The organism is Streptomyces sp. NPDC048434, from assembly GCF_043200375.1.
Classification (GTDB): Bacteria; Actinomycetota; Actinomycetes; order Streptomycetales; family Streptomycetaceae; genus Streptomyces.
In genome coordinates this window covers 13,289-31,057 of record NZ_JBICXQ010000048.1, presented here as the reverse complement: position 1 = coordinate 31,057, position 17,769 = coordinate 13,289, and the positions used below count along the sequence as shown (strand labels likewise).

General features: G+C 68.3%; 16 protein-coding genes and 2 pseudogenes. 10 read left to right on the top strand and 8 right to left on the bottom strand.

All coding sequences use genetic code 11. The features are described from left to right. Window positions 1–207: 207 nt before the first annotated feature. Window positions 208–459 (bottom strand): hypothetical protein, encoded by a 252-nt coding sequence (locus ACGFWI_RS36975; protein WP_393910464.1) that lies wholly within the window; start codon window positions 457–459, stop codon window positions 208–210. Between ACGFWI_RS36975 and ACGFWI_RS36970 the strand changes: the two are divergent. Both ACGFWI_RS36970 and ACGFWI_RS36965 read left to right on the top strand, forming a co-directional pair. After that, a pseudogene (locus tag ACGFWI_RS36970) lies at window positions 340–1,466 on the top strand (IS701 family transposase). The gene ACGFWI_RS36975 and the pseudogene ACGFWI_RS36970 overlap by 120 nt on opposite strands. A 263-nt stretch (window positions 1,467–1,729) precedes the next feature. Beyond that, window positions 1,730–2,236, top strand: a complete 507-nt coding sequence (locus ACGFWI_RS36965; protein ID WP_393910462.1) for a DinB family protein — start codon at window positions 1,730–1,732, stop codon at window positions 2,234–2,236. 12 nt (window positions 2,237–2,248) lie between these two features. Here ACGFWI_RS36965 and ACGFWI_RS36960 read toward each other — a convergent pair. Continuing rightward, window positions 2,249–3,135, bottom strand: a protein-coding gene (locus ACGFWI_RS36960) for an IS5 family transposase (RefSeq protein WP_393910463.1) whose coding sequence is annotated in 2 segments (ribosomal slippage) — window positions 2,249–2,766 and window positions 2,766–3,135 — 888 coding nt in all. Because the reading frame shifts where the segments join, the coding sequence is not laid out codon by codon here. Window positions 3,136–3,359: 224 nt separating this feature from the next. Between ACGFWI_RS36960 and ACGFWI_RS36955 the strand changes: the two genes are divergently transcribed. Then, window positions 3,360–4,319, top strand: coding sequence for an NAD(P)H-dependent flavin oxidoreductase (locus ACGFWI_RS36955; protein WP_393910461.1), 960 nt, complete (start codon window positions 3,360–3,362; stop codon window positions 4,317–4,319). Between the two features lie 172 nt (window positions 4,320–4,491). Here the strand turns inward: ACGFWI_RS36955 and ACGFWI_RS36950 are convergent, their stop codons facing one another. From ACGFWI_RS36950 to ACGFWI_RS36940, 3 genes are all read right to left on the bottom strand, one after another. Next, entirely contained in the window at window positions 4,492–4,743 is a 252-nt protein-coding gene (locus ACGFWI_RS36950; RefSeq protein WP_393910460.1) for a hypothetical protein, read from the bottom strand. A gap of 610 nt (window positions 4,744–5,353) precedes the next feature. Beyond that, a complete protein-coding gene (locus tag ACGFWI_RS36945; protein ID WP_393910459.1) occupies window positions 5,354–5,839 on the bottom strand; it encodes a hypothetical protein in 486 nt (161 codons plus the stop codon). Between the two features lie 1,641 nt (window positions 5,840–7,480). Next, window positions 7,481–7,897, bottom strand: a complete 417-nt coding sequence (locus ACGFWI_RS36940) for a Fur family transcriptional regulator (protein WP_393910458.1) — start codon at window positions 7,895–7,897, stop codon at window positions 7,481–7,483. Window positions 7,898–8,031: 134 nt separating this feature from the next. Between ACGFWI_RS36940 and ACGFWI_RS36935 the strand changes: the two genes are divergently transcribed. After that, window positions 8,032–8,301: a catalase gene (locus ACGFWI_RS36935; protein ID WP_393910457.1), complete on the top strand. Its 270-nt coding sequence runs from the start codon at window positions 8,032–8,034 to the stop codon at window positions 8,299–8,301. Window positions 8,302–8,600: 299 nt separating this feature from the next. After that, window positions 8,601–10,832: a catalase/peroxidase HPI gene (katG, locus tag ACGFWI_RS36930; protein ID WP_393910456.1), complete on the top strand. Its 2,232-nt coding sequence runs from the start codon at window positions 8,601–8,603 to the stop codon at window positions 10,830–10,832. Between the two features lie 96 nt (window positions 10,833–10,928). Here katG and ACGFWI_RS36925 read toward each other — a convergent pair whose 3' ends face one another. Beyond that, window positions 10,929–11,669 carry a class I SAM-dependent methyltransferase gene (locus tag ACGFWI_RS36925; RefSeq protein ID WP_393910455.1) on the bottom strand — a complete coding sequence of 247 codons (741 nt, stop codon included), beginning with the start codon at window positions 11,667–11,669 and terminating at the stop codon, window positions 10,929–10,931. Between the two features lie 493 nt (window positions 11,670–12,162). Further along, complete coding sequence (locus ACGFWI_RS36920) at window positions 12,163–12,861, bottom strand: TIGR03086 family metal-binding protein (protein ID WP_393910454.1); 699 nt, start codon at window positions 12,859–12,861, stop codon at window positions 12,163–12,165. 52 nt (window positions 12,862–12,913) lie between these two features. Here ACGFWI_RS36920 and ACGFWI_RS36915 point away from each other — a divergent pair, with 52 nt between their 5' ends. The 4 genes from ACGFWI_RS36915 (at window position 12,914) to ACGFWI_RS36900 (ending at window position 16,199) form a co-directional block, all read left to right on the top strand. After that, a complete protein-coding gene (locus tag ACGFWI_RS36915) occupies window positions 12,914–13,441 on the top strand; it encodes a MarR family winged helix-turn-helix transcriptional regulator (protein WP_393910453.1) in 528 nt (175 codons plus the stop codon). Between the two features lie 75 nt (window positions 13,442–13,516). Continuing rightward, a complete protein-coding gene (locus tag ACGFWI_RS36910; protein ID WP_393910452.1) occupies window positions 13,517–14,368 on the top strand; it encodes an IS5 family transposase in 852 nt (283 codons plus the stop codon). 210 nt (window positions 14,369–14,578) lie between these two features. Beyond that, entirely contained in the window at window positions 14,579–15,112 is a 534-nt protein-coding gene (locus ACGFWI_RS36905; protein ID WP_393910451.1) for an aminoglycoside phosphotransferase family protein, read from the top strand. Window positions 15,113–15,455: 343 nt separating this feature from the next. After that, on the top strand, window positions 15,456–16,199 hold the full coding sequence (locus ACGFWI_RS36900) for an SDR family oxidoreductase (RefSeq protein ID WP_393910450.1): 744 nt from the start codon (window positions 15,456–15,458) through the stop codon (window positions 16,197–16,199). A 62-nt stretch (window positions 16,200–16,261) separates the two neighbouring features. On the opposite strand, the pseudogene ACGFWI_RS36895 reads toward ACGFWI_RS36900, so the two are convergent. After that, window positions 16,262–16,390 (bottom strand): annotated as a pseudogene (locus ACGFWI_RS36895) (IS5/IS1182 family transposase); the annotation flags it as partial. A gap of 325 nt (window positions 16,391–16,715) precedes the next feature. Here ACGFWI_RS36895 and ACGFWI_RS36890 point away from each other — a divergent pair. Next, window positions 16,716–17,303 (top strand): pyridoxamine 5'-phosphate oxidase family protein, encoded by a 588-nt coding sequence (locus ACGFWI_RS36890; protein WP_393910449.1) that lies wholly within the window; start codon window positions 16,716–16,718, stop codon window positions 17,301–17,303. Window positions 17,304–17,769 lie beyond the last annotated feature (466 nt).

Below are 17,769 nucleotides of genomic sequence, written 5' to 3'. Positions count from 1 at the left end.
TCGCCGACGTTGCCGACGCCACCGAACAAGGCGTCCACCGGATCAACCACAACCAGCACCTGCCATGGTCCTACCTCGCCCACACCGGCCTGACCCTCCACCCACCACACCCACCGAACTTACGAAAAGATCAGTAGTACTCCAGTTGCAGTTCGCTATCACTGCTGGTCAGAGCCCTGTTTCTGAGTGTACTCGGCTGACGTTCCGTCAGGTTGTGGAAGTTCGTGACCTCGTGTGCGGCGGGCCGTTGTACTTGTCGTGCAAGATGATGTGCAGCCCGATGTCTGGTCCGCGGAGCTGGAAGAAGTACTCGTGCGGGTTGGCCACCGGTTCGGTCGGGTGGATCTGCGGCGGCGAATGCGCGCCTATGTGCATGGTCTGATCGGCCCGGTGGGCCGCAAGAACAGCTGGCAGCTGGCCGAACACGCCGGTTTCCGCACTCCCGCGGGTCTGCAGCATCTGTTGAGCCGGGCCTGCTGGGATCCCAACGAGATACGCGATGACCTGCAGGAATACGTCGCTGAGAGACTCGGGGACCCCGCTGGAGTACTGATCATCGACGACACGGGGTTCCTCAAAAAGGGCACGATCTCGGCCGGAGTGCAGCGCCAATACTCCGGCACGGCGGGCCGCACCGAGAACTGCCAGATCGGCGTCTTCGCCGCCTACGCCTCACCAAAGGCCGGGCCCTGGTGGACCGGGAGCTGTATCTGCCCAAGTCCTGGATGTCCGACCGGGATCGCTGCCGGGCGGCACGGATCCCCGACGAGCGGGAGTTCGCCACCAAGGGCGACCTGGCCAAGGCCATGGTGATGCGGGCACTGGCTTCACCGCTGCCCATCGTCTGGGTGACCGCGGACTCCGCCTACGGCCAGGAATGGCGGATACGCCGCATGCTGGAGGAGGCCGGCGTCGGCTACGTCCTGGCCGTGCCGAAGTCCCAGCACGTCCACGCCGTGGGCCGCATCGACTTCGCCATCGCCCAGGCACCCGACGACGCCTGGGAGCGCCACTCCTGCGGCAACGGCGCGAAAGGCCCGCGCGTCTACGATTGGGCCGCAGCCCAACTGCCCGCCATCGACGACTTCGACGGCGATCAGCCCACCCACCAACGCTGGGTCCTGGCCCGCCGCAGCCTGGCCCGCCCGGGCGAGATCGCCTACTACCTCGCCTACGCCCCCAACGGCACCGCCGTCGCCGAGCTCGTGCGCATCGCCGGGACCCGCTGGGCGATCGAGGAAGCCTTCCAGGCCGCAAAGAACGAGTGCGGCCTCGACCAGTACGAGGTCCGCCGCTATCCGGGCTGGTACCGGCACATCACCCTGGCCATGCTCGCCCACGCCTTCCTCGCTGCCATGGCATCAGCGGCAGTCGAAAAGGGGGTGGCAGAAACGGTTCCGGCACTCTTGCACCGCTCACCGTGGCAGAAATCCGGCGACTCATGGCAGTTGACCGTCCGTCGCTGACGCACTTTCAGCGCGCCGGCCACGCGCTGAGCTGGTCCCGCTGGCGCCGCCGTCACCAAGCCATCGCCAGACGCTGCCACTACCGCCGCCGCACGCGAGGTCACGAACTTCCGCAACCTGATGGAACGCCAGCCGAGTACACTCAGAAACACGGCTCTGACCAGCAGTGATAGCGAACTGCAACTGGAGTACTAGGTGGAGCAGGTTGGGCGCGTCGATAAATACCTCGATATCGGTCGCGGTGATCGGGGAGGCTTCGCGCGATGACCAGAATCGACGACACGCCGCCCGCGTGGGACGAGCGCACCCAGCTGACCACGTTTCTCGACTACACACGTGACACCGCCCGCGCCAAGTGCGCCGGCGTCTCCGCGGAGAACGCCCGCAAGGCGCTCCTGCCGGGCTCACCGCTGATGACCATGAGCGGAGTGATCAACCACCTGCGCTGGGTCGAGTACTACTGGTTCCAGGTGGTCTTCCTCGGCGAGGAAGACCGGGGCCCCTGGACCGAGGAGGACCCCGACCGCGAAATGCGTATCGCCGTCGACTTCCCGCTCGCGCAGCTGCTCGACGAATACGCCGAACAGAGCGCCCGCTACCGCGAACTGGTCGTCGGGAATGGCCTGGACAGCCAGGCCAAGCGAGCTGTCCGCAACGGCCTCCACGTCGACCTGCGCTGGATTCTCCTTCACCTCACCGAGGAGACAGCCCGCCACAACGGCCACCTGGACATCCTGCGCGAGATGCTCGACGGCACGACCGGCGGATAGATCCGGCGGAGATCACGGGCGGAGCCAGAGTCGGGTCGAGGCGACGCTGACGGTGCCGTGGAAGATGTAGCCGCGCTTGTCGAGCCTCTTGGCCACGGCCCGAACGTTCTTCAACGCGTTGATCGTTCGCGCGACTTCGCTTCTTCGCTTGTAGATCGTCTTGTCGAAGCCTGCGGGTCGGCCGCCCTTGCTGCCCCTTCGTTGGCGGTTGGCCTGCTGGTTCTTCGGTTCGGGGATGGTGTGCTTGATCTGGCGTCGTCGCAGGTAGCGCCGGTTGCGACGGGAGGAGTACGCCTTGTCGCCGCCGAGATGGTCGGGTCGCGTGCGCGGGTGTCCGCCACCGAGGCGGCCCGACACGGATGCGTTCCATGACGGGATGAGCTGCGGAGCCTCGCCCCACTGGCCCGGAGTGATCAGCAGAGCCAGGGGGCGGCATCCACCCTCACTGGCGAGGTGGATCTTGCAGGTCAGGCCGCCCCCGCAGCGTCCGAGCCACTCGTCGGGGTGGTGCTGCCGGGACGTGCGCCTTTCCCCGGCACTCGTGGCGGTTTCCTACGAGCGCCGGCGGCGTGGTAATGAGCGCGGCAGGAGGTCGAATCCACGCTCACCATGGACCAGTCGATGCGGCCTTCCGCGTCGGCGTCGGCCAGGACGGCCGCGAAGATCCTGTCCCAGGTGCCGTCCGCCGACCAGCGTCTGTGTCGTTCGTACGCGGTCTTCCACGGACCGAAACGCGCAGGTAGATCCCGCCACGGCACCCCAGGGCGCAGTCGGTACAGGATCCTGTTGATGACCCTGCGGTCTCTGACCCAACGGCCCCCGCGCTGCCCGGACTTCGGCAGATGCGGCTTCAGCCGGGCCCACTCCACATGCGTTAAATCTCCCCGGCCCTTGCCCATGCCCATGCCCACGACCCGAAGTCGCGACGACCGCTTGAAGTGTCGCCCTTGCTCGGGCGTGCGAACGATCCCCTCTCCACCTGCGACGCAAGGCTGACGGACTTCAGGACCACGTTCTTGAGCTACGCGCGGTGCGGCGGCTGACTCGTGAACTTCGAGCTGCCGCGGAGGTCAGTTGCTGCGTTTGTGATCCTGCTGGTCGAAGAAAACGGCATGATGCGAGCATGGCGTGGTCGACGGCGTTCACGGAGATGCTCGGCGTGCGGTACCCGATCGCGCTCGCGCCCATGGGTGGGTCGGCCGGTGGGGCGCTGGCCGCAGCTGTCTCCCGCGGTGGAGGGTTCGGGATCCTGGGCGGCGCGTACGGGGATCGGGAGTGGCTGGCACGTGAGGTGCCGGTCTTCGCGAGTACTGAAGCACCGTGGGGTGTCGGATTCCTGACCTGGGGGATCGATCTCGCCACAGTGGAACTGGCGTTGAGCTACGGCCCCAGCGCCGTGATGCTGTCCTTCGGCGATCCGAGTCCATATACGGAGCATGTCCGCCGGGCAGGGGCTCTGTTGATCCTCCAAGTCACCGATCTGGAGGAGGCCAAGCAGGCCGTGGACTTGGGCGCCGATGTGATCGTGGCTCAGGGAACCGAGAGCGGTGGGCACGGAGCCGTGCGCGGGCGGTCCACTATGCCGTTCGTGCCGGCAGTGGTGGATCTCGTAGCTCCGGTGCCGGTACTGGCAGCGGGTGGGATCGCCGATGGACGCGGAGTGGCGGCGGCTCTCGTGCTGGGCGCTGCCGGAGCGCTCATCGGCACCCGCTTCCAGGCCACCACCGAGGCCCTGGTCGGTCCCTCGATCACCAAGGCGATTCTCGAGGGGCGGGGGCAGGACACCGAGCGCAGCACCGTGCTGGACATCGCGCGCGGCTCCCGGTGGCCGTCGAAGTACCCCGCTCGCACACTCGGCCACCCGTACCTCGACCGCTGGCGCGGCCGGGAGACCGAGCTCGCCGCCGACCCCCAGGCCCGTCAGGCGTACCAGGACGACGTGGCACGAGGCACCGTGCCGCCGCTGCCGGTCTGGGCGGGCGAGGCCGTCGACCTCATCGCCGACCTGCCCTCTGCGGAGGACCTGGTCACCGCCATGGCCACCCAGGCCCAGGACGCCCTGAACCGAGCAGGACGCCACTGACCCCCGAACCGTCAGCGCCGTTCCGGCTCGCTCGCCACGCGACGCGGCCAAGCTACCGATCCATGAGCGATCACTCGCAGCCACACCGCAACTGGCCGGCCGTGGAGATTTTCCCGTGGCGGGTGGCTGTTCCCCGAAGGCGAAACGCGCCCCGGGAGTTGCGGGACAACCCTTAGCGATGCACTGGGGTCAGACACAGCGTGGTATCGCCAAGCCGGCTGCCTCGCTCGGTGTACTCGTCGAATTCCGGTGGGCATTTTCCTTGGCGGGTGGCGCTGAACATGACCTTGTAGTCGGCTTTGGTTTCACTGCAGGCGATGGTGAAGAGGACTGGGTCCGCGTGTGTGCCGCGGTTTTCCAGACAGTCGCCGGCGACCGCGTCGCGGGCGTCTCTCTCCGGGGGCTTACCGTCGTTGCTCACCATGCTCAATACCCAAAACCCTCCCAAGACCACGATCACGGCGCCGAGCGCGACAAGCGGCCGGAGCCACGGACGCCGCGCAGGCCCCGTCGGCGTGAACATCGGGACGCCGGACTGCTGGACCGGCGAAGGCGCGTACGCAGGCTGCTGACCGTGGAAGAACGGACCGGTGGCAGGCGGCCCGTAGGGGGCCGGGCCACCGTGACCTGCAGGCGGCCCGTACGGGATCGGGCCGGGCTGCTGGCCATGGGGAGTCGGCCCTTGTGGTGGCGGTGAGTACGCTGACATACGGATCCCCCTGTGATGATGCGGTTGGCCTGGCGCGCCAGATCGAGTTCGATCACCAGGCTAAGAGGTGCCCGTACCCCTGCCGCACACCGGGCCACTTCTTGCTGTGTTCCTGTCTCGCGGCCACAGCCCACGAGGTTGCCCACTCTGCGGAGTCAGACTGGTCGAGCTTGCGGGCCGAACACGGCTGGTAAGCCACACGCGCTCGAGCGCAGGCCGGCTCCGCATGGGGAGGCCGGCTACCGGCTACCGGCTACCGGCTACCGGCTACCGGCTACCGAAGGTACAAGCCGGAGTTGAGCTGATGGGTCGCGTCAGGCCGGGGTCACAGCGTCGCGGCCCGCCCGCGTACCAGGAGGTTCTGCATCCCCAGACCGATCGCCAGGTACGCGTACAGCGACACGGCCCCCAGCACCCCGGCTCCGGCCGCGTCGTCGATCCACAGGCCCAGCCCGAGGTGCACGCCGACCGAGGCCACCCACAGCCCGGTGGTGGCCGCCGAGCCCTTGCGCAGCACCTCACCCTCAGGGCCACGCCACACTCGTATGGTCCGCGCCCTGGCCACGCCGAAGCCCGCCGCGACGGCCAGGCTCGCCACCAGGAGAACGACAGGCAGCGTGGCCAGCCGGTGGTCCCTGACGACCGAGGCGACACCGAGGGCGATCCCCGCGACGCCCAGGACACCGAGGACCGCCGGGGTGACCAGCGAACCGATGCGCCGCACCGGGCGCGTGCGAAGCTGCTGTCGCACCACCAACCCGACGACCAGCACGGCTAATGCGAGGGCGGCCCCATCGTTCGTACCCTGCATGTCAACTCCCCGTTGTAGCGCCGCGCTCGGGCGGCAGCGCCGTGCCGCCTATTGTGCGCGGACGTCCACGGAGCCGTAACGCAGGGCCCGACCGTACGGCTAGACCCGCAGAACAGTGCTCGGCCCCCAGGCCGGCGGGCTGACCTACGACGCCGACCGGGACACTGTCATTCCGGCATCAGACACAGGCACTCGGCAGCAGATCCGCCAGCCCCCGCAAAGCTTGCTGCGGCTAACTGCCCAGACGTGCCTCCGCCATCCGCGGCACCGCGATGACCTGGCGCCCCCGTGTTTCTCCTGCGCCCTACGGCGGTGCAACCATCGGGGACTGAACTGCGGCGCATGCGGGAGGCCCGTAACCCCTTGCAACTGCCCCAAGCCGTGGGGAGACCCATGTCAGTGCCGGGCCTTGCCTCTCACCTTCTGCCGGGTACGCCACAGGAGGTGAGATGACCCGGCCGATCTCCATGACCGGACCAAGTCCACTTCGGGGAACGACCACTTGGTATCGGCACGGTGCACATCACACGACGCACATCCTTCTCACTGCCCGCGAGTCAGCAATAAGAAGCATAGGAACACCAACAACAACACCAACGCTGCACCACAGAAGGCCGCGCCGGCGCAGACCGCGAGGATCGCAGTCCATCCAAGACGAGCTATCCGTCGCGATCGCCTCAGCTCCGCCTCGTAGGCACCGTCGTCCCACCAATCCGAAACCACGATTACGCCCACCCCTCCCCCGGACAACTCAGCACACTCCCTCACATTCAACCCCACCGCCGTACACCGCCCCCAGCCAGATCCCGTTCAGCCAGATCCTGTTCAGCGGCCGACGCGATGTCGCTGAAACGCACCGTCAGCGCAGGGGCGCCGCGGAAGCGCAGGGCTGACTGAGCCGCGTCATTGGACTGGTCTCAGCGGCGGATGGCAGCAGGATGGTCGGCCACCGTCCGGACGGGTCTGCAGCTTTGCTGCCGTCCGGCGTCGGCAGCAGACCGAAGTGTCAGCGCTTTCGTGTCGGCGCCTGCGATAGCGAGCAGCCTGGGCACCGGCGCTGAACTGCACGGCAGGACGGCCGGCCGTCGCGCTGCAACTGCGGGTCAGCACAGGTCAGCGCTCTACTGATGCCTCAACTGCGCTGTTTCGTCCCACTCTCAGACTCTCAGTGAGGGCGTGGTCGGTGGCTCATGCCTCTTCGGCGGCTGCGTTTGCGGTGCGCCGGTTGGGTTTCCGGTTGTGGGGTTTCCCGTTGGGTTTCCGGCGGTCTCCCGGGCGGCACCTCATCGAGCTCCTGAGGGCCGTAGGCGGTGCATGTGCCGGAGAGGGGCATGCCGTTGGCTTCGGCGAGGGACTCCAGGCGGTAGGCGGTACGGGCGGGTGCCCTGGAACTCGCGGCCATCGGAGAGCAGTCGACGGATCTCGGCGTCCCGCCGCGGCCTTGCGGGCGTGGCTTTTTGCAGGGTCAGGAACGGCGGGTCGGCGTCATGGCCGTTGCCGGCCGGCTCCGAGGTGTTGTGCGTGTGCGTGTGCGGCTACCGTGCGGTGTCGCTCGATCGAAGGAGCTGCTGGTGCGTACGGCGTGGTCGACCTGGCGGGCGCGGGGCCGCGCCGGTGCCACGGCGGGGAGGGCGGGCCGGCTCACGTGCGGGCGCAGTCGGGGCACAGGCCCCGGTAGGTCACCTCGACCTCGGAGACGGTGAAGCCGAAGCGTTCGGAGGCGGGCAGATCGGCCAGTGGGTCGCCGCCGGGGTGCACGTCACGAATGGCATCGCAGCCCGAGCACACCAGGTGCTGGTGGGGGCGGTGGGCGTTCGGGTCATAGCGCTTGGCGCGGCCGTCGGTGGCCACCTCGACCACCTCGCCGAGCGAAACGAGTTCGCCGAGGGCGTTGTAGACGGTCGCACGAGAGATTTCCGGCAGCCGGGCGGTGGCCCGGGCGAGTACCTCGTCCGCGGTGAGGTGCACGTGCTCGCCGTCGAGTACCTCGGCGACCACCCGGCGCTGGGCGGTCATCCGCCAGCCACGTCCGCGAAGCCGGTCCAGCAGGTCACTCATGCCCACCAGCCTAACTGTGCATCGTCCGATGAATGAATCCGTACGAGTCTGGTTCTTGTATTGACTTGGATTTAGTCCATCGTAGGATCGGTTCCGGCGACAGCCAAGGGACAGGACAACAGCAGGGAAAACCCGTGACGGTTCAGGAGACGGGTCCGCTCACCACCGAATCCGGTGCCCTGGTCGCGGACAACCAGAACAGCGAGCAGGCGGGCCCCGGCGGCCCGGTGCCGGTCCAGGACCAGGGCCTGCTGGAGGAGCTTGCCCGCTTCCACCACGGGCGCATCGTCCACGCGCGCGGCGTCGGTGCCTGGGCGGTCATCACCTCGACGTCAAGGGGTCGCCTCCGGGGTGCGCGATCGTGTACGCCATATCTCCCCTCACGCCACATATGCCGTGCATGAGGCCCTCCGCTCCCGCATCGCGGCGGGAGTCGTTCCGCGTCGGCCCGGTCAGCAGCCCGGCCCCGTCCGGGAGACACGTCCGCGAGGATCGCCGCCATCGTGTGCCGCTCGTGCGGTGTCGTCGCTGACGTCGACTGCACGGTCGGCACGGTCGGCGTGGCACTCTGCCCGACCACCATGTCCTACCGCCACGGCTTTCGGTCGACGAGGCCGAGGCCGTCCACTGGGGCCTGTGCCCCGATTGCTCCACCGGCCGCAGTTCCTGAGCACCGAGTTCCGCACAGTTCGGAAGGATTGCCATGACTGACAACCACGACGCGATCGTCACAGATGCGAAGAGTGAGGAGGCAAGCGGCGGCTGCCCCGTTGCCCATGGGCGCGCCCTCCACCCGACTCAGGGGGGCGACAACCGTCAGTGGTGGCCGCAACGGCTCAACCTGAAGATCCTTGCGAAGAACCCCGCCGTGGCCAACCCGCTGGACGAGGACTTCGACTACGCCGACGCGTTCAAGAGCCTCGACCTTCCGGCAGTGAAACGGGACATTGCCGAGACGCTGACGACCTCGCAGGACTGGTGGCCGGCCGACTTCGGTCACTACGGCCCCTTCCTCATCCGGATGGCGTGGCACAGCGCGGGCACGTACCGCATCAGTGACGGTCGCGGTGGCGCCGGTGCAGGCCAGCAGCGTTTTGCACCGCTGAACAGCTGGCCGGACAACGCCAACCTCGACAAGGCCCGCCGTCTGCTGTGGCCGGTCAAGAAGAAGTACGGCCAGAGCCTTTCCTGGGCGGACCTGCTGGTCCTCTCGGGCAATGTCGCTCTGGAGTCCATGGGCTTCGAGACCTTCGGTTTCGCCGGTGGCCGCGAGGACGTCTGGGAGCCGGAGGAGGACGTCTACTGGGGTCCCGAGAACATCTGGCTCGACGACCGGCGCTACACCGGCGACCGGGAGCTGGAGAACCCCCTCGGTGCGGTCCAGATGGGCCTCATCTACGTCAACCCGGAGGGTCCGAACGGCAGCCCGGACCCGATCGCGGCGGCCCGCGACATCCGTGAGACGTTCCGCCGGATGGCGATGAACGACGAGGAGACCGTCGCGCTGATTGCCGGCGGCCACACCTTCGGCAAGACCCACGGCGCGGGCCCGGCGGACAACGTCGGCCCCGACCCCGAGGCCGCCACCTTCGAGGAGCAGGGCCTGGGCTGGAAGAACGCCTACGGCACCGGCAAGGGCGCCGACGCCATCACCTCCGGCCTGGAGGTGACCTGGACCAGCACACCCACCCAGTGGAGCAACGGCTTCTTCGACCACCTCTTCGGCTATGAGTGGGAACTCACCGAGAGCCCGGCCGGCGCCCACCAGTGGAAGCCGAAGGACGGCGCGGGCGAGGGCACGGTGCCGCACGCCCACGACTCCTCGAAGAAGATCGCCCCGTCGATGCTCACCACCGACCTGGCGCTGCGCTTCGACCCGGTCTACGAGCCGATCTCCCGCCGCTTCCACGAGAACCCGCAGGAGTTCGCGGACGCCTTCGCCCGCGCCTGGTACAAGCTGACCCACCGCGACATGGGCCCGAAGTCGCTGTACCTGGGGCCGGAGGTCCCGCAGGAGACCCTGCTGTGGCAGGACCCGCTGCCCGGGGCCGAGGGCGAGGCCATCGACGCTGCCGATGTCGCGGCGCTCAAGGCCAAGCTGCTCGACTCCGACCTGACCGTGTCCCAGCTCGTCACCACCGCGTGGGCGTCGGCCTCGACCTTCCGTGGCAGTGACAAGCGCGGCGGCGCCAACGGCGCCCGCATCCGCCTTGAGCCTCAGCGCGGTTGGGAGGCCAACGATCCCGACCAGCTGGCCTTGGTGCTGCGTTCGCTGGAGGGTGTGCGGCAGGAATTCAACGCCGCCTCCGGTGCCAAGAAGGTCTCCCTGGCCGACCTCATCGTCCTCGGCGGCGTGGCGGCCGTGGAGAAGGCCGCCAAGGACGCGGGCGTCGAGGTTCAGGTGCCCTTCGCCCCAGGCCGGGTCGACGCGACCGAGGAGCACACCGACGTCGAGTCCTTCGAGGCGCTGGAGCCGGCCGCAGACGGGTTCCGTAACTACCTCGGCAAGGGCAACCGCCTGCCTGCCGAGTACCTGCTGCTCGACAAGGCGAACCTGCTCACCCTGAGCGCCCCCGAGATGACCGCCCTCGTCGGCGGTCTGCGCGTCCTGGGTGCGAACCACCAGCAGTCGTCGCTCGGCGTGTTCTCCACCACCCCCGGGTCCCTGACCAACGACTTCTTCGTCAACCTGCTCGACCTGGGCACGACGTGGAAGGCGACGTCCGAGGACGCGAACACCTTCGAGGGTCGCGACGCCGCCACGGGCGAGGTCAAGTGGACCGGCACCCGTGCCGACCTCGTCTTCGGCTCGAACTCCGAGCTGCGCGCGCTCGCGGAGGTCTACGCGAGCGATGACGCGAAGGAGAAGTTCGTGAACGACTTCGTCGCGGCATGGGACAAGGTGATGAACCTGGACCGGTTCGACCTCGTCTGATCATGGCGTCCAGGTCGGCCGGTGGCGGCCGACCTGGACGTCCTCGGTCCGAAGGGTCTCGACGTCATTGCCGCCGACGCGCCGCCGGGAGGGGCCTCACACCCGGCCGGCCTCCGGGCGCCGCGCGAGGAAGACGAACTCCCGGCCCGGACGGTCAGGAGCGTCACGAACGTCGTCCACCACATACCCCCGCGAGACCAAGTCCGCCTCGACCTCCTGCCGCTCACGGAAACGCAGCGTCGAGTCTGACGTCAGCACCTGTCCGTCCGCAGCGAAGACGTAGGTCCACCGGAACGTCACCAGCGCACAACTCACCTCGGTCACCTGCACCCAGCTCTCGACCGCGCCGACGCCCGGGATCTCCCTCACACCGTAGGACTCCTCCCGGTTCCACTCTTCCCAGGCACGCCTGGCCGGTTGCCGGGTCTCGAACAGCAGACGCCCGCCCGGCCGCAGTGCTTCGTAAGCCCCCCGCAGCGTCTCCTGCCACATCCGTGGATCGACGATCGCCTGAGCAACGTTCGCCGTCATGGTCGCCAGGTCAACCCGCAGCGGCGGGAGTGCTGTCGCATCACCGCAGATCCAGCGCACCCGTTCACTGCCCGGCTTGCCCCGGGCCACATCAATGGATTCCCCGGCAGGATCGACCCCGACGACCTCAATCCCGCGATCAGCCAGGAGAAGGGCGAACACTCCTGTCCCACAGCCGATGTCCAGCACCCGACGTGCCCCGAACTCCTCCACCATGCGGACGTACGCGTCGAGATCGCTGCGATCAGGGTCGAGCGCGTCATAGATCGCGGCGAGCCGTGGATGCTTGAAGCCCTCGTCAGCCATGCGGTCGAAGGTATGCGGAGCTGATTCCCAACCTCTACTCAGTTTCCCTGCCGACCAACGGGGGTCGGCTGCCTGAGGTTTGAGCAGACGACCGCTCTCCACCGGCACGACCGGCGGCGAAGACCACTCGTGCCGAACCGGACGCGGCCCGCAAGCGCTGGCGAAGCTTCGCTGGAAAGCTGCCCTACCAGGGACTTTCGCCACATGATCTTGTTCGTTGGATCATGGCAGGCTGATGCGTCGCCTTGAACTGTGCGATACGGAGCGGGAGTTCGCGCGTTCGCTGCTGCCCCGTTCGGAGCGGGGTCGCAAGCGGTGGGACGGCTGGACGGTCCTCGGCGGGACAGGGCGTTATCTCCGCCCAGCGCGCCGGTTCCGTCGCGGAAGGCCGAGTCGTACTGCCGCGGTGCGCTCCGATCAACCGACCCACCCTGCAAAGAGACTCCTTCCCGGAATCCAGGTCCGGGGTCTGCGCGGTGCGTCCGTAAGGAGCTCAGCGAGTGGGGTCGTGGCCCGCCGTGCCTCGCTCCGGACCGGCGTGGTTGTCGCGTGAGAAGGGGGCGCGCCAGTCCGGCGAACGGCCGAGAGCCGTCAGGATCTTCTCCAGTGTGCCCGTGTCGTGGTCCGCGGCCAGCGCCGGCCGGAAGGCGCTGCCCGGGGCCAGCCGGAAGTCGCCGTCCGGGACGGCGCGGGCGATCGGCAGCGCGGCCTGCAGGAGTTCGGGGCCGGGTGCGTACGCGATGCCCAGAGTGCGGGCGACATCCCAGCTGTGGACCAGGTAGTCGATGAGGTGGAAGCCGATCGCGCGGGCGGCGGGGAACGTCTGAGGGTGGGGGAATTCGGGGAGGGCGAACTCACGGTCAGGGCTCTCTACGGTCGCGAAGGCGGCGATGGCGCGTTCGGCTGCGTCGCGGTATCGCGCGACGGGATCCTCGCCGAGCGGTCCGACCGACCAGTGCGACAGGTCCTGCCCGTGCCCGAGCGCTGCCGCCGCGAACCCGTTGTGCTGGGCCGTCATATGAGCGAGCAGATCGGTCAGCGTCCACGCCGAGCAGGGGGTTGGCCTGAGGAGGTCGCCGGGGGTCATCCGACGCATCAGGGTCACGCTGTCCCGGACTGCCAGAGCATTGAGGCGCCGGAGGCGCGCGAAGTCGGCGTGCGGTGTGGGCGCATCTTCGTGATTCGTATGCATACGCTTACGATCTGCGTGAGCACATGAATTGTCAACGGGTATTTTCTTGACCATGGCCGAGAACGCAGCCGACAGCGGCACCACATCCAGGGGGCGGCCGACCCGTCCCGATCTGGCGGCGATGATCGTGCCCCTGGGCCGTGCCCTCATGGCGGCCGAGCAGCCGATCCTCGACGCGCACGGTCTGACGATGTGGGCGTACTCGGTACTGCTGCACCTCGACGAGACACCGATCCGCACTCAAGCGGCGCTGGCCGAGGCCATCCGGGCGGACAAGACCCGCATCATCGCCGTCCTCGACGACCTGGAGGCACGGGAGCTGATCCGCCGTCAGCCGGATCCCAAGGACCGACGGGTACGTCTGCTGTCGCTCACCGCCGAGGGCCGACGGCTGCGGGACGCGGTGCAGGCCGCGATCCAGCAAGGCGAGGAGCGACTGCTCACCCAGCTGCCGGCTGCCGACCGCGCCGGTTTCCTCAAGGGACTGCAGGCATTGTCCAGGCTGCCGGAACTGAAGCCCGGGCGGGGCTCACCGCAATCCTCCTCCGGACCCGGCACTGACCGAAGTGACAGGACTTAGAGGGCATCTGATCTGGCTAGCGGGTAGTTCGGGATGATTTTGTGACTTGTGGCGTTGGGGGGCGTTGCTCGGTGTGTGAGTACTCGTCGTCCGTACCGCAGTGACGTGTCCGATGCCCGCTGGGCTTTGATCGAGCCGGCCTTCACCGCTTGGCGGGAGAAACGGACCGGTCCCGGCACGGCTGCCCGGGTGCACGACCTGCGGGAGATCGTCAACGCGATCCTCTACGTCAACCGCACCGGCATCCCGTGGGAGTACCTGCCGCACGACTTCCCTCCGTACAAGACCGTGTACGACTACTACGCCAAGTGGGAAGTGGATGGCACCACCGAGCTGGTCCACGACCTGTTACGGGACAAGACCCGCCGGATCCACGGCCGCGGCACGGAGCCGACCGCGGCCGTGGTGGACGCGCAGAGCGTGAAGACCTCGGGCAACGTCGCCGAGACCAGTCAGGGCATCGACGCCGGCAAGAAGATCAAAGGACGCAAGCGGCACCTGATCACCGACACCCTCGGCCTGGCCTTGGCGATCCTCGTTACCGCCGCCTCGGTCCACGACTCCGCCGGCGGCAAGCAGTTGCTGACCGAGCTGGCCGCTACCCACCCGGGCGTGAGCAAGGTCTGGGCAGACGGTGGCTACTCGGCCAGCGTCCTCCAGCATGGCGCCGACGTCGGTATCGATGTAGAGGTCGTGCAGCGGCCGCGGGTGAAGGGGTTCCAGCCGCTGCCGAAGCGGTGGGTGATTGAACGGACCTTCGGCTGGCTGATGCAGCACCGTCGCCTGGCACGGGACTACGAGACGTCGCCGCAGAGGTCCCGGGCGGTGATCCACTGGGCAATGGCTAACAAAATGAGCCGCGAGCTCACAGGAGAATCGTCACCAACCTGGCGAATCGAAACAGACATCCCGCCCACAACCGTCTGAACGCTGATCAGATGCCCTCTTAGGGCTCCTGACAAAAGTGGTGGGCTTGACCTGGTCAGCGGTCGATGTCCTGCATGAGGACGCCGGGTGGCGGGACGCGGTCAGCCGCGCATCGCACGCGATAATCCCGGCGACGTGGACGGTCATCCGGGATACTGGTCGCCCATGGATGAGGTCTAAGTCGTCGTCGCCCATTCTGAGCGCGCGACCTTGCGCGTCGGCGACGTGTTCCTGAAGGTGGATGCCGATCAGGCGCGCATCGAGGTCGAGGCGATGGCCCTGGCGCCGGTCCCGACCCCTAAGGTCCTGTGGCGCAAGCCGCCCGTGCTCGCGATCGCCGCGGTCCCGGGGACGGCGCTCGGCCGCCTCGGCGAGCCGTCGACCGCGTCCCCGGCGGCGTGGGCCGCAGCGGGTGCCGCCATCCGGAAGTTGCACGACGCGCCGTTGCCGCCCTGGCCCGGCCGGGGCCTCGACGAATTGGCGGCGGATCTCGACGGCGAGTGCGAGTGGCTCGTGACGAACGGCGTCCTGCCCGCCGACCTGGTCACCCGCAACCGCCAGGTCGCTGAGGCCGCGCTCCGGCCCTGGACTCCGGTGTTCACGCACGGCACCGACGTCGACCTCGACGTGATCCGCGCGTGGTCGTCCTTGCGAAGCCTGCTGGGGGTTCGCTGGTTGGTCGAGCATGGCTTCGACCCGACCGCGCCGGGCTGTGAAGTCGACGTGCTGAGATCGCGGATGTGAGGCTGCGCGGGCCGACCGCAATGAGTGCGTTCTGACGCATCGAGCAGGCCATCTCCTGGGGCGCATTGTCTGCCCTTACTCCCGACAAAGTGCGGTGCGGAGTCGTCGCCGGCAGATGACGGCGCTGCCGAGGGTGACGAACGCGTGGTGGATGTCGTCGCGCGTCGTCGCCCGTGCCCACCGCTCGCTCCAGGCGTTCCACTTCCAGTCGGGTGAAGCGCTGGGAGACGCCTCCGGTGTCCGTGATCGGCAATGGCGTGGACGCGCGGGCCGGGACGATCTAGCGTCGGGGCAGCGACGGCGCCGCACTTCCGCGCGCACCGCACCGGCACACGGGGAGACCATGTCCAACGGGAACATGTCCATCGAGAGCACCGAAGCGCCCGTCACTTTCCTCACCGGCGGATCGAGCGGGATCGGGGCGGAGACCGTACGCCGCCTGCTGGGCCTCGGCCACCGGGTCGCGGCCACCGGGCGCAGCACGAAGAAGCTGGCCGTGCTGGCCGAGGCCGCGGCGGAGGCGGGCGCGGGCGACCGGCTGCTGACGTTCGAGGGCGATGCGGCCGACTGGGGGCAGGTGTCGTCGGCGGTCGAGGAGACCGTGCGCGTGTTCGGGCGGCTGGACTACGCGATCGCCAACGCCGGGTACTCGACCAACGGCAACGTCGAGACCGGCAACCCCGAGGAGTGGCAGGGCATGGTGCTCACCAACGTCCTGGGTCCCGCACTGCTGGTGCGGGCGGCGCTCCCGGCGCTCAAGGCGACGCAGGGCCGGATCGTGCTGATCGGGAGTGTCGCGGGGTTCAAGAACACGCCTGGCAACCTGTACTCGATGACGAAGTTCGCGGTGACCGGGCTGGCGGAGAACGTCCGCATGCTGACGACCGGGTACGGGGTCGGCACGACGCTGATCGCGCCGGGCCGGGTACGGACGCCGTTCTGGGACGACCGCCCCGGCGGCGCCGACGCGGCGGGCGCGATGATCTCCGCCGAGCAGCTGGTGGACACCATCGTGTGGGCGATCTCCCAGCCACCCGGCGTGGACGTGAACACCCTGGTGGTCCGGCCGATCGGCCAGCCGAACTAGGGCGTGACCGATGGGTCACGGCTTGAGCCGGAGGAGGGTTGCGGCGACGTGCGGGACCCGGATCGCGCCCTCACGTTGGCGAACTGCGGTGCGTCGCCGACCTGTCCGGCGATGACGACGAACGCGAGCAGGCGGCAGCGGGCGTCCGCGGCGAGGGGGACCTTGGTGGTCGGTCCGCCGCGGGAGCGTCCGAAGGCGTGGTGGGACGGCTCGCGTGCGGGCGCCCCCTTTCGGGGCGCAGGCGGCGTGCTGGTGAGCGTGCGGACGATCGTGGAGTCGACGCCAATGCAGCGGCGTTCTTGGACCAGCCGAAGCCGGTGCTGCCGGCGAGTTCGACGCCCCGTCCACCGGCACCCTCCATGAGCGCGGGCAACAGATTCAACCCCCGTGACGGGCAAGGCCGGTGGCGGCACGGAGACCGCCCAACAGCACCTCTGACCCGTGCGCTTGCGCTGGCCACACCGGGAAGGTGAGACGCCCTGGATTGATGTGGCCGAGCTGTCGAGAATGGCAGGCATGGGAAAGACCTACGCACACATAGACGGCAGACTCCGCACCTTCATCGAGGCACAGCCCGTCTTCTTCACCGCGACAGCGCCACTGTCCGGCGACGGCACGGTCAACCTCTCCCCCAAGGGCCTCACCGGGTCGTTCGTGGTACTCGACGAACAAACGCTGGCCTACCTCGACTTCGCCGGCAGCAATGCCGAGACCATCGCGCACCTGCGCGAGAACGGCCGTATCACCCTGATGTGGTGTGCCTTCCAGGGCCCGCCGAACATCGTCCGTGTGCACGGCCACGGCGAGCCGGTCTTCCGCGACGACCCACGCTTCGAAGAACTGCTCGCCTACTTCCCCACCATCGACCCGATCCCGCACGGACTGCGCGCCATCATCGTGGTGACGGCTGAACTCATCCGTGACACTTGCGGCTACGCGGTCCCCTTCATGGCGTATGAAGAGGACCGCGACCTGCACGGCAAGCGTTTCGCACGCGAGGACGACGAATCCCTTGCCCGCTACTTCGAGAAGAAGGAGCACATCGCCACGAGTATCGACGGCCTTCCCGGACTGCCGCTCCCCCTGCCGCCGCGCACTCTCTGAGCCGCGGAGACCGGTGCCGTGCGCAGCCCGGTCAAGGGGCAGTCGTTCGCCCGGTGTAGGGGTACGGGGGGACAGTCCGTCGGCTATGCCACTTTCAACATGAGCAACAGACAGCCCAGAAGTACGAGCGGAGCACCCATGGCGCGAAGGCAGCCCGGCCGCGCGTTGACCACCGGGACATACGGCGTCTCCATACGGCCGTTCCGCCACAGCATTTCGCGGTGCCGGTCAGCCGCCTCGCGCTGCACTCGCGCACACCTACGCCGAATGAAACCCCCACAGTCGACGAGCACGACCACACCCACAGCTACGTACACAACCGCCAGCCCAATCCCCATGCCCCAAGCCTATGTGGCGTTGGCTGGCACCGGTTGCCCGCACGTCCAACCAGGTGAGGGCGACGACTGGAGGCGCTAGATCCGGGAAGGTCCCGAGCCCGAGCCCGAGCCCCGCACTCGGGACCCTG

Excerpts from the sequence above, each read along its gene's own strand:
- ACGFWI_RS36975 (WP_393910464.1), bottom strand. The coding sequence starts at position 459 with ATGCTGCAGACCCGCGGGAGTGCGGAAACCGGCGTGTTCGGCCAGCTG.
- ACGFWI_RS36965 (WP_393910462.1), top strand. The coding sequence starts at position 1,730 with ATGACCAGAATCGACGACACGCCGCCCGCGTGGGACGAGCGCACCCAG.
- ACGFWI_RS36955 (WP_393910461.1), top strand. The coding sequence starts at position 3,360 with ATGGCGTGGTCGACGGCGTTCACGGAGATGCTCGGCGTGCGGTACCCG.
- ACGFWI_RS36950 (WP_393910460.1), bottom strand. The coding sequence starts at position 4,743 with ATGGTGAGCAACGACGGTAAGCCCCCGGAGAGAGACGCCCGCGACGCG.
- ACGFWI_RS36945 (WP_393910459.1), bottom strand. The coding sequence starts at position 5,839 with ATGCAGGGTACGAACGATGGGGCCGCCCTCGCATTAGCCGTGCTGGTC.
- ACGFWI_RS36940 (WP_393910458.1), bottom strand. The coding sequence starts at position 7,897 with ATGAGTGACCTGCTGGACCGGCTTCGCGGACGTGGCTGGCGGATGACC.
- katG (WP_393910456.1), top strand. The coding sequence starts at position 8,601 with ATGACTGACAACCACGACGCGATCGTCACAGATGCGAAGAGTGAGGAG.
- ACGFWI_RS36925 (WP_393910455.1), bottom strand. The coding sequence starts at position 11,669 with ATGGCTGACGAGGGCTTCAAGCATCCACGGCTCGCCGCGATCTATGAC.
- ACGFWI_RS36920 (WP_393910454.1), bottom strand. The coding sequence starts at position 12,861 with ATGCATACGAATCACGAAGATGCGCCCACACCGCACGCCGACTTCGCG.
- ACGFWI_RS36915 (WP_393910453.1), top strand. The coding sequence starts at position 12,914 with ATGGCCGAGAACGCAGCCGACAGCGGCACCACATCCAGGGGGCGGCCG.
- ACGFWI_RS36900 (WP_393910450.1), top strand. The coding sequence starts at position 15,456 with ATGTCCAACGGGAACATGTCCATCGAGAGCACCGAAGCGCCCGTCACT.
- ACGFWI_RS36890 (WP_393910449.1), top strand. The coding sequence starts at position 16,716 with ATGGGAAAGACCTACGCACACATAGACGGCAGACTCCGCACCTTCATC.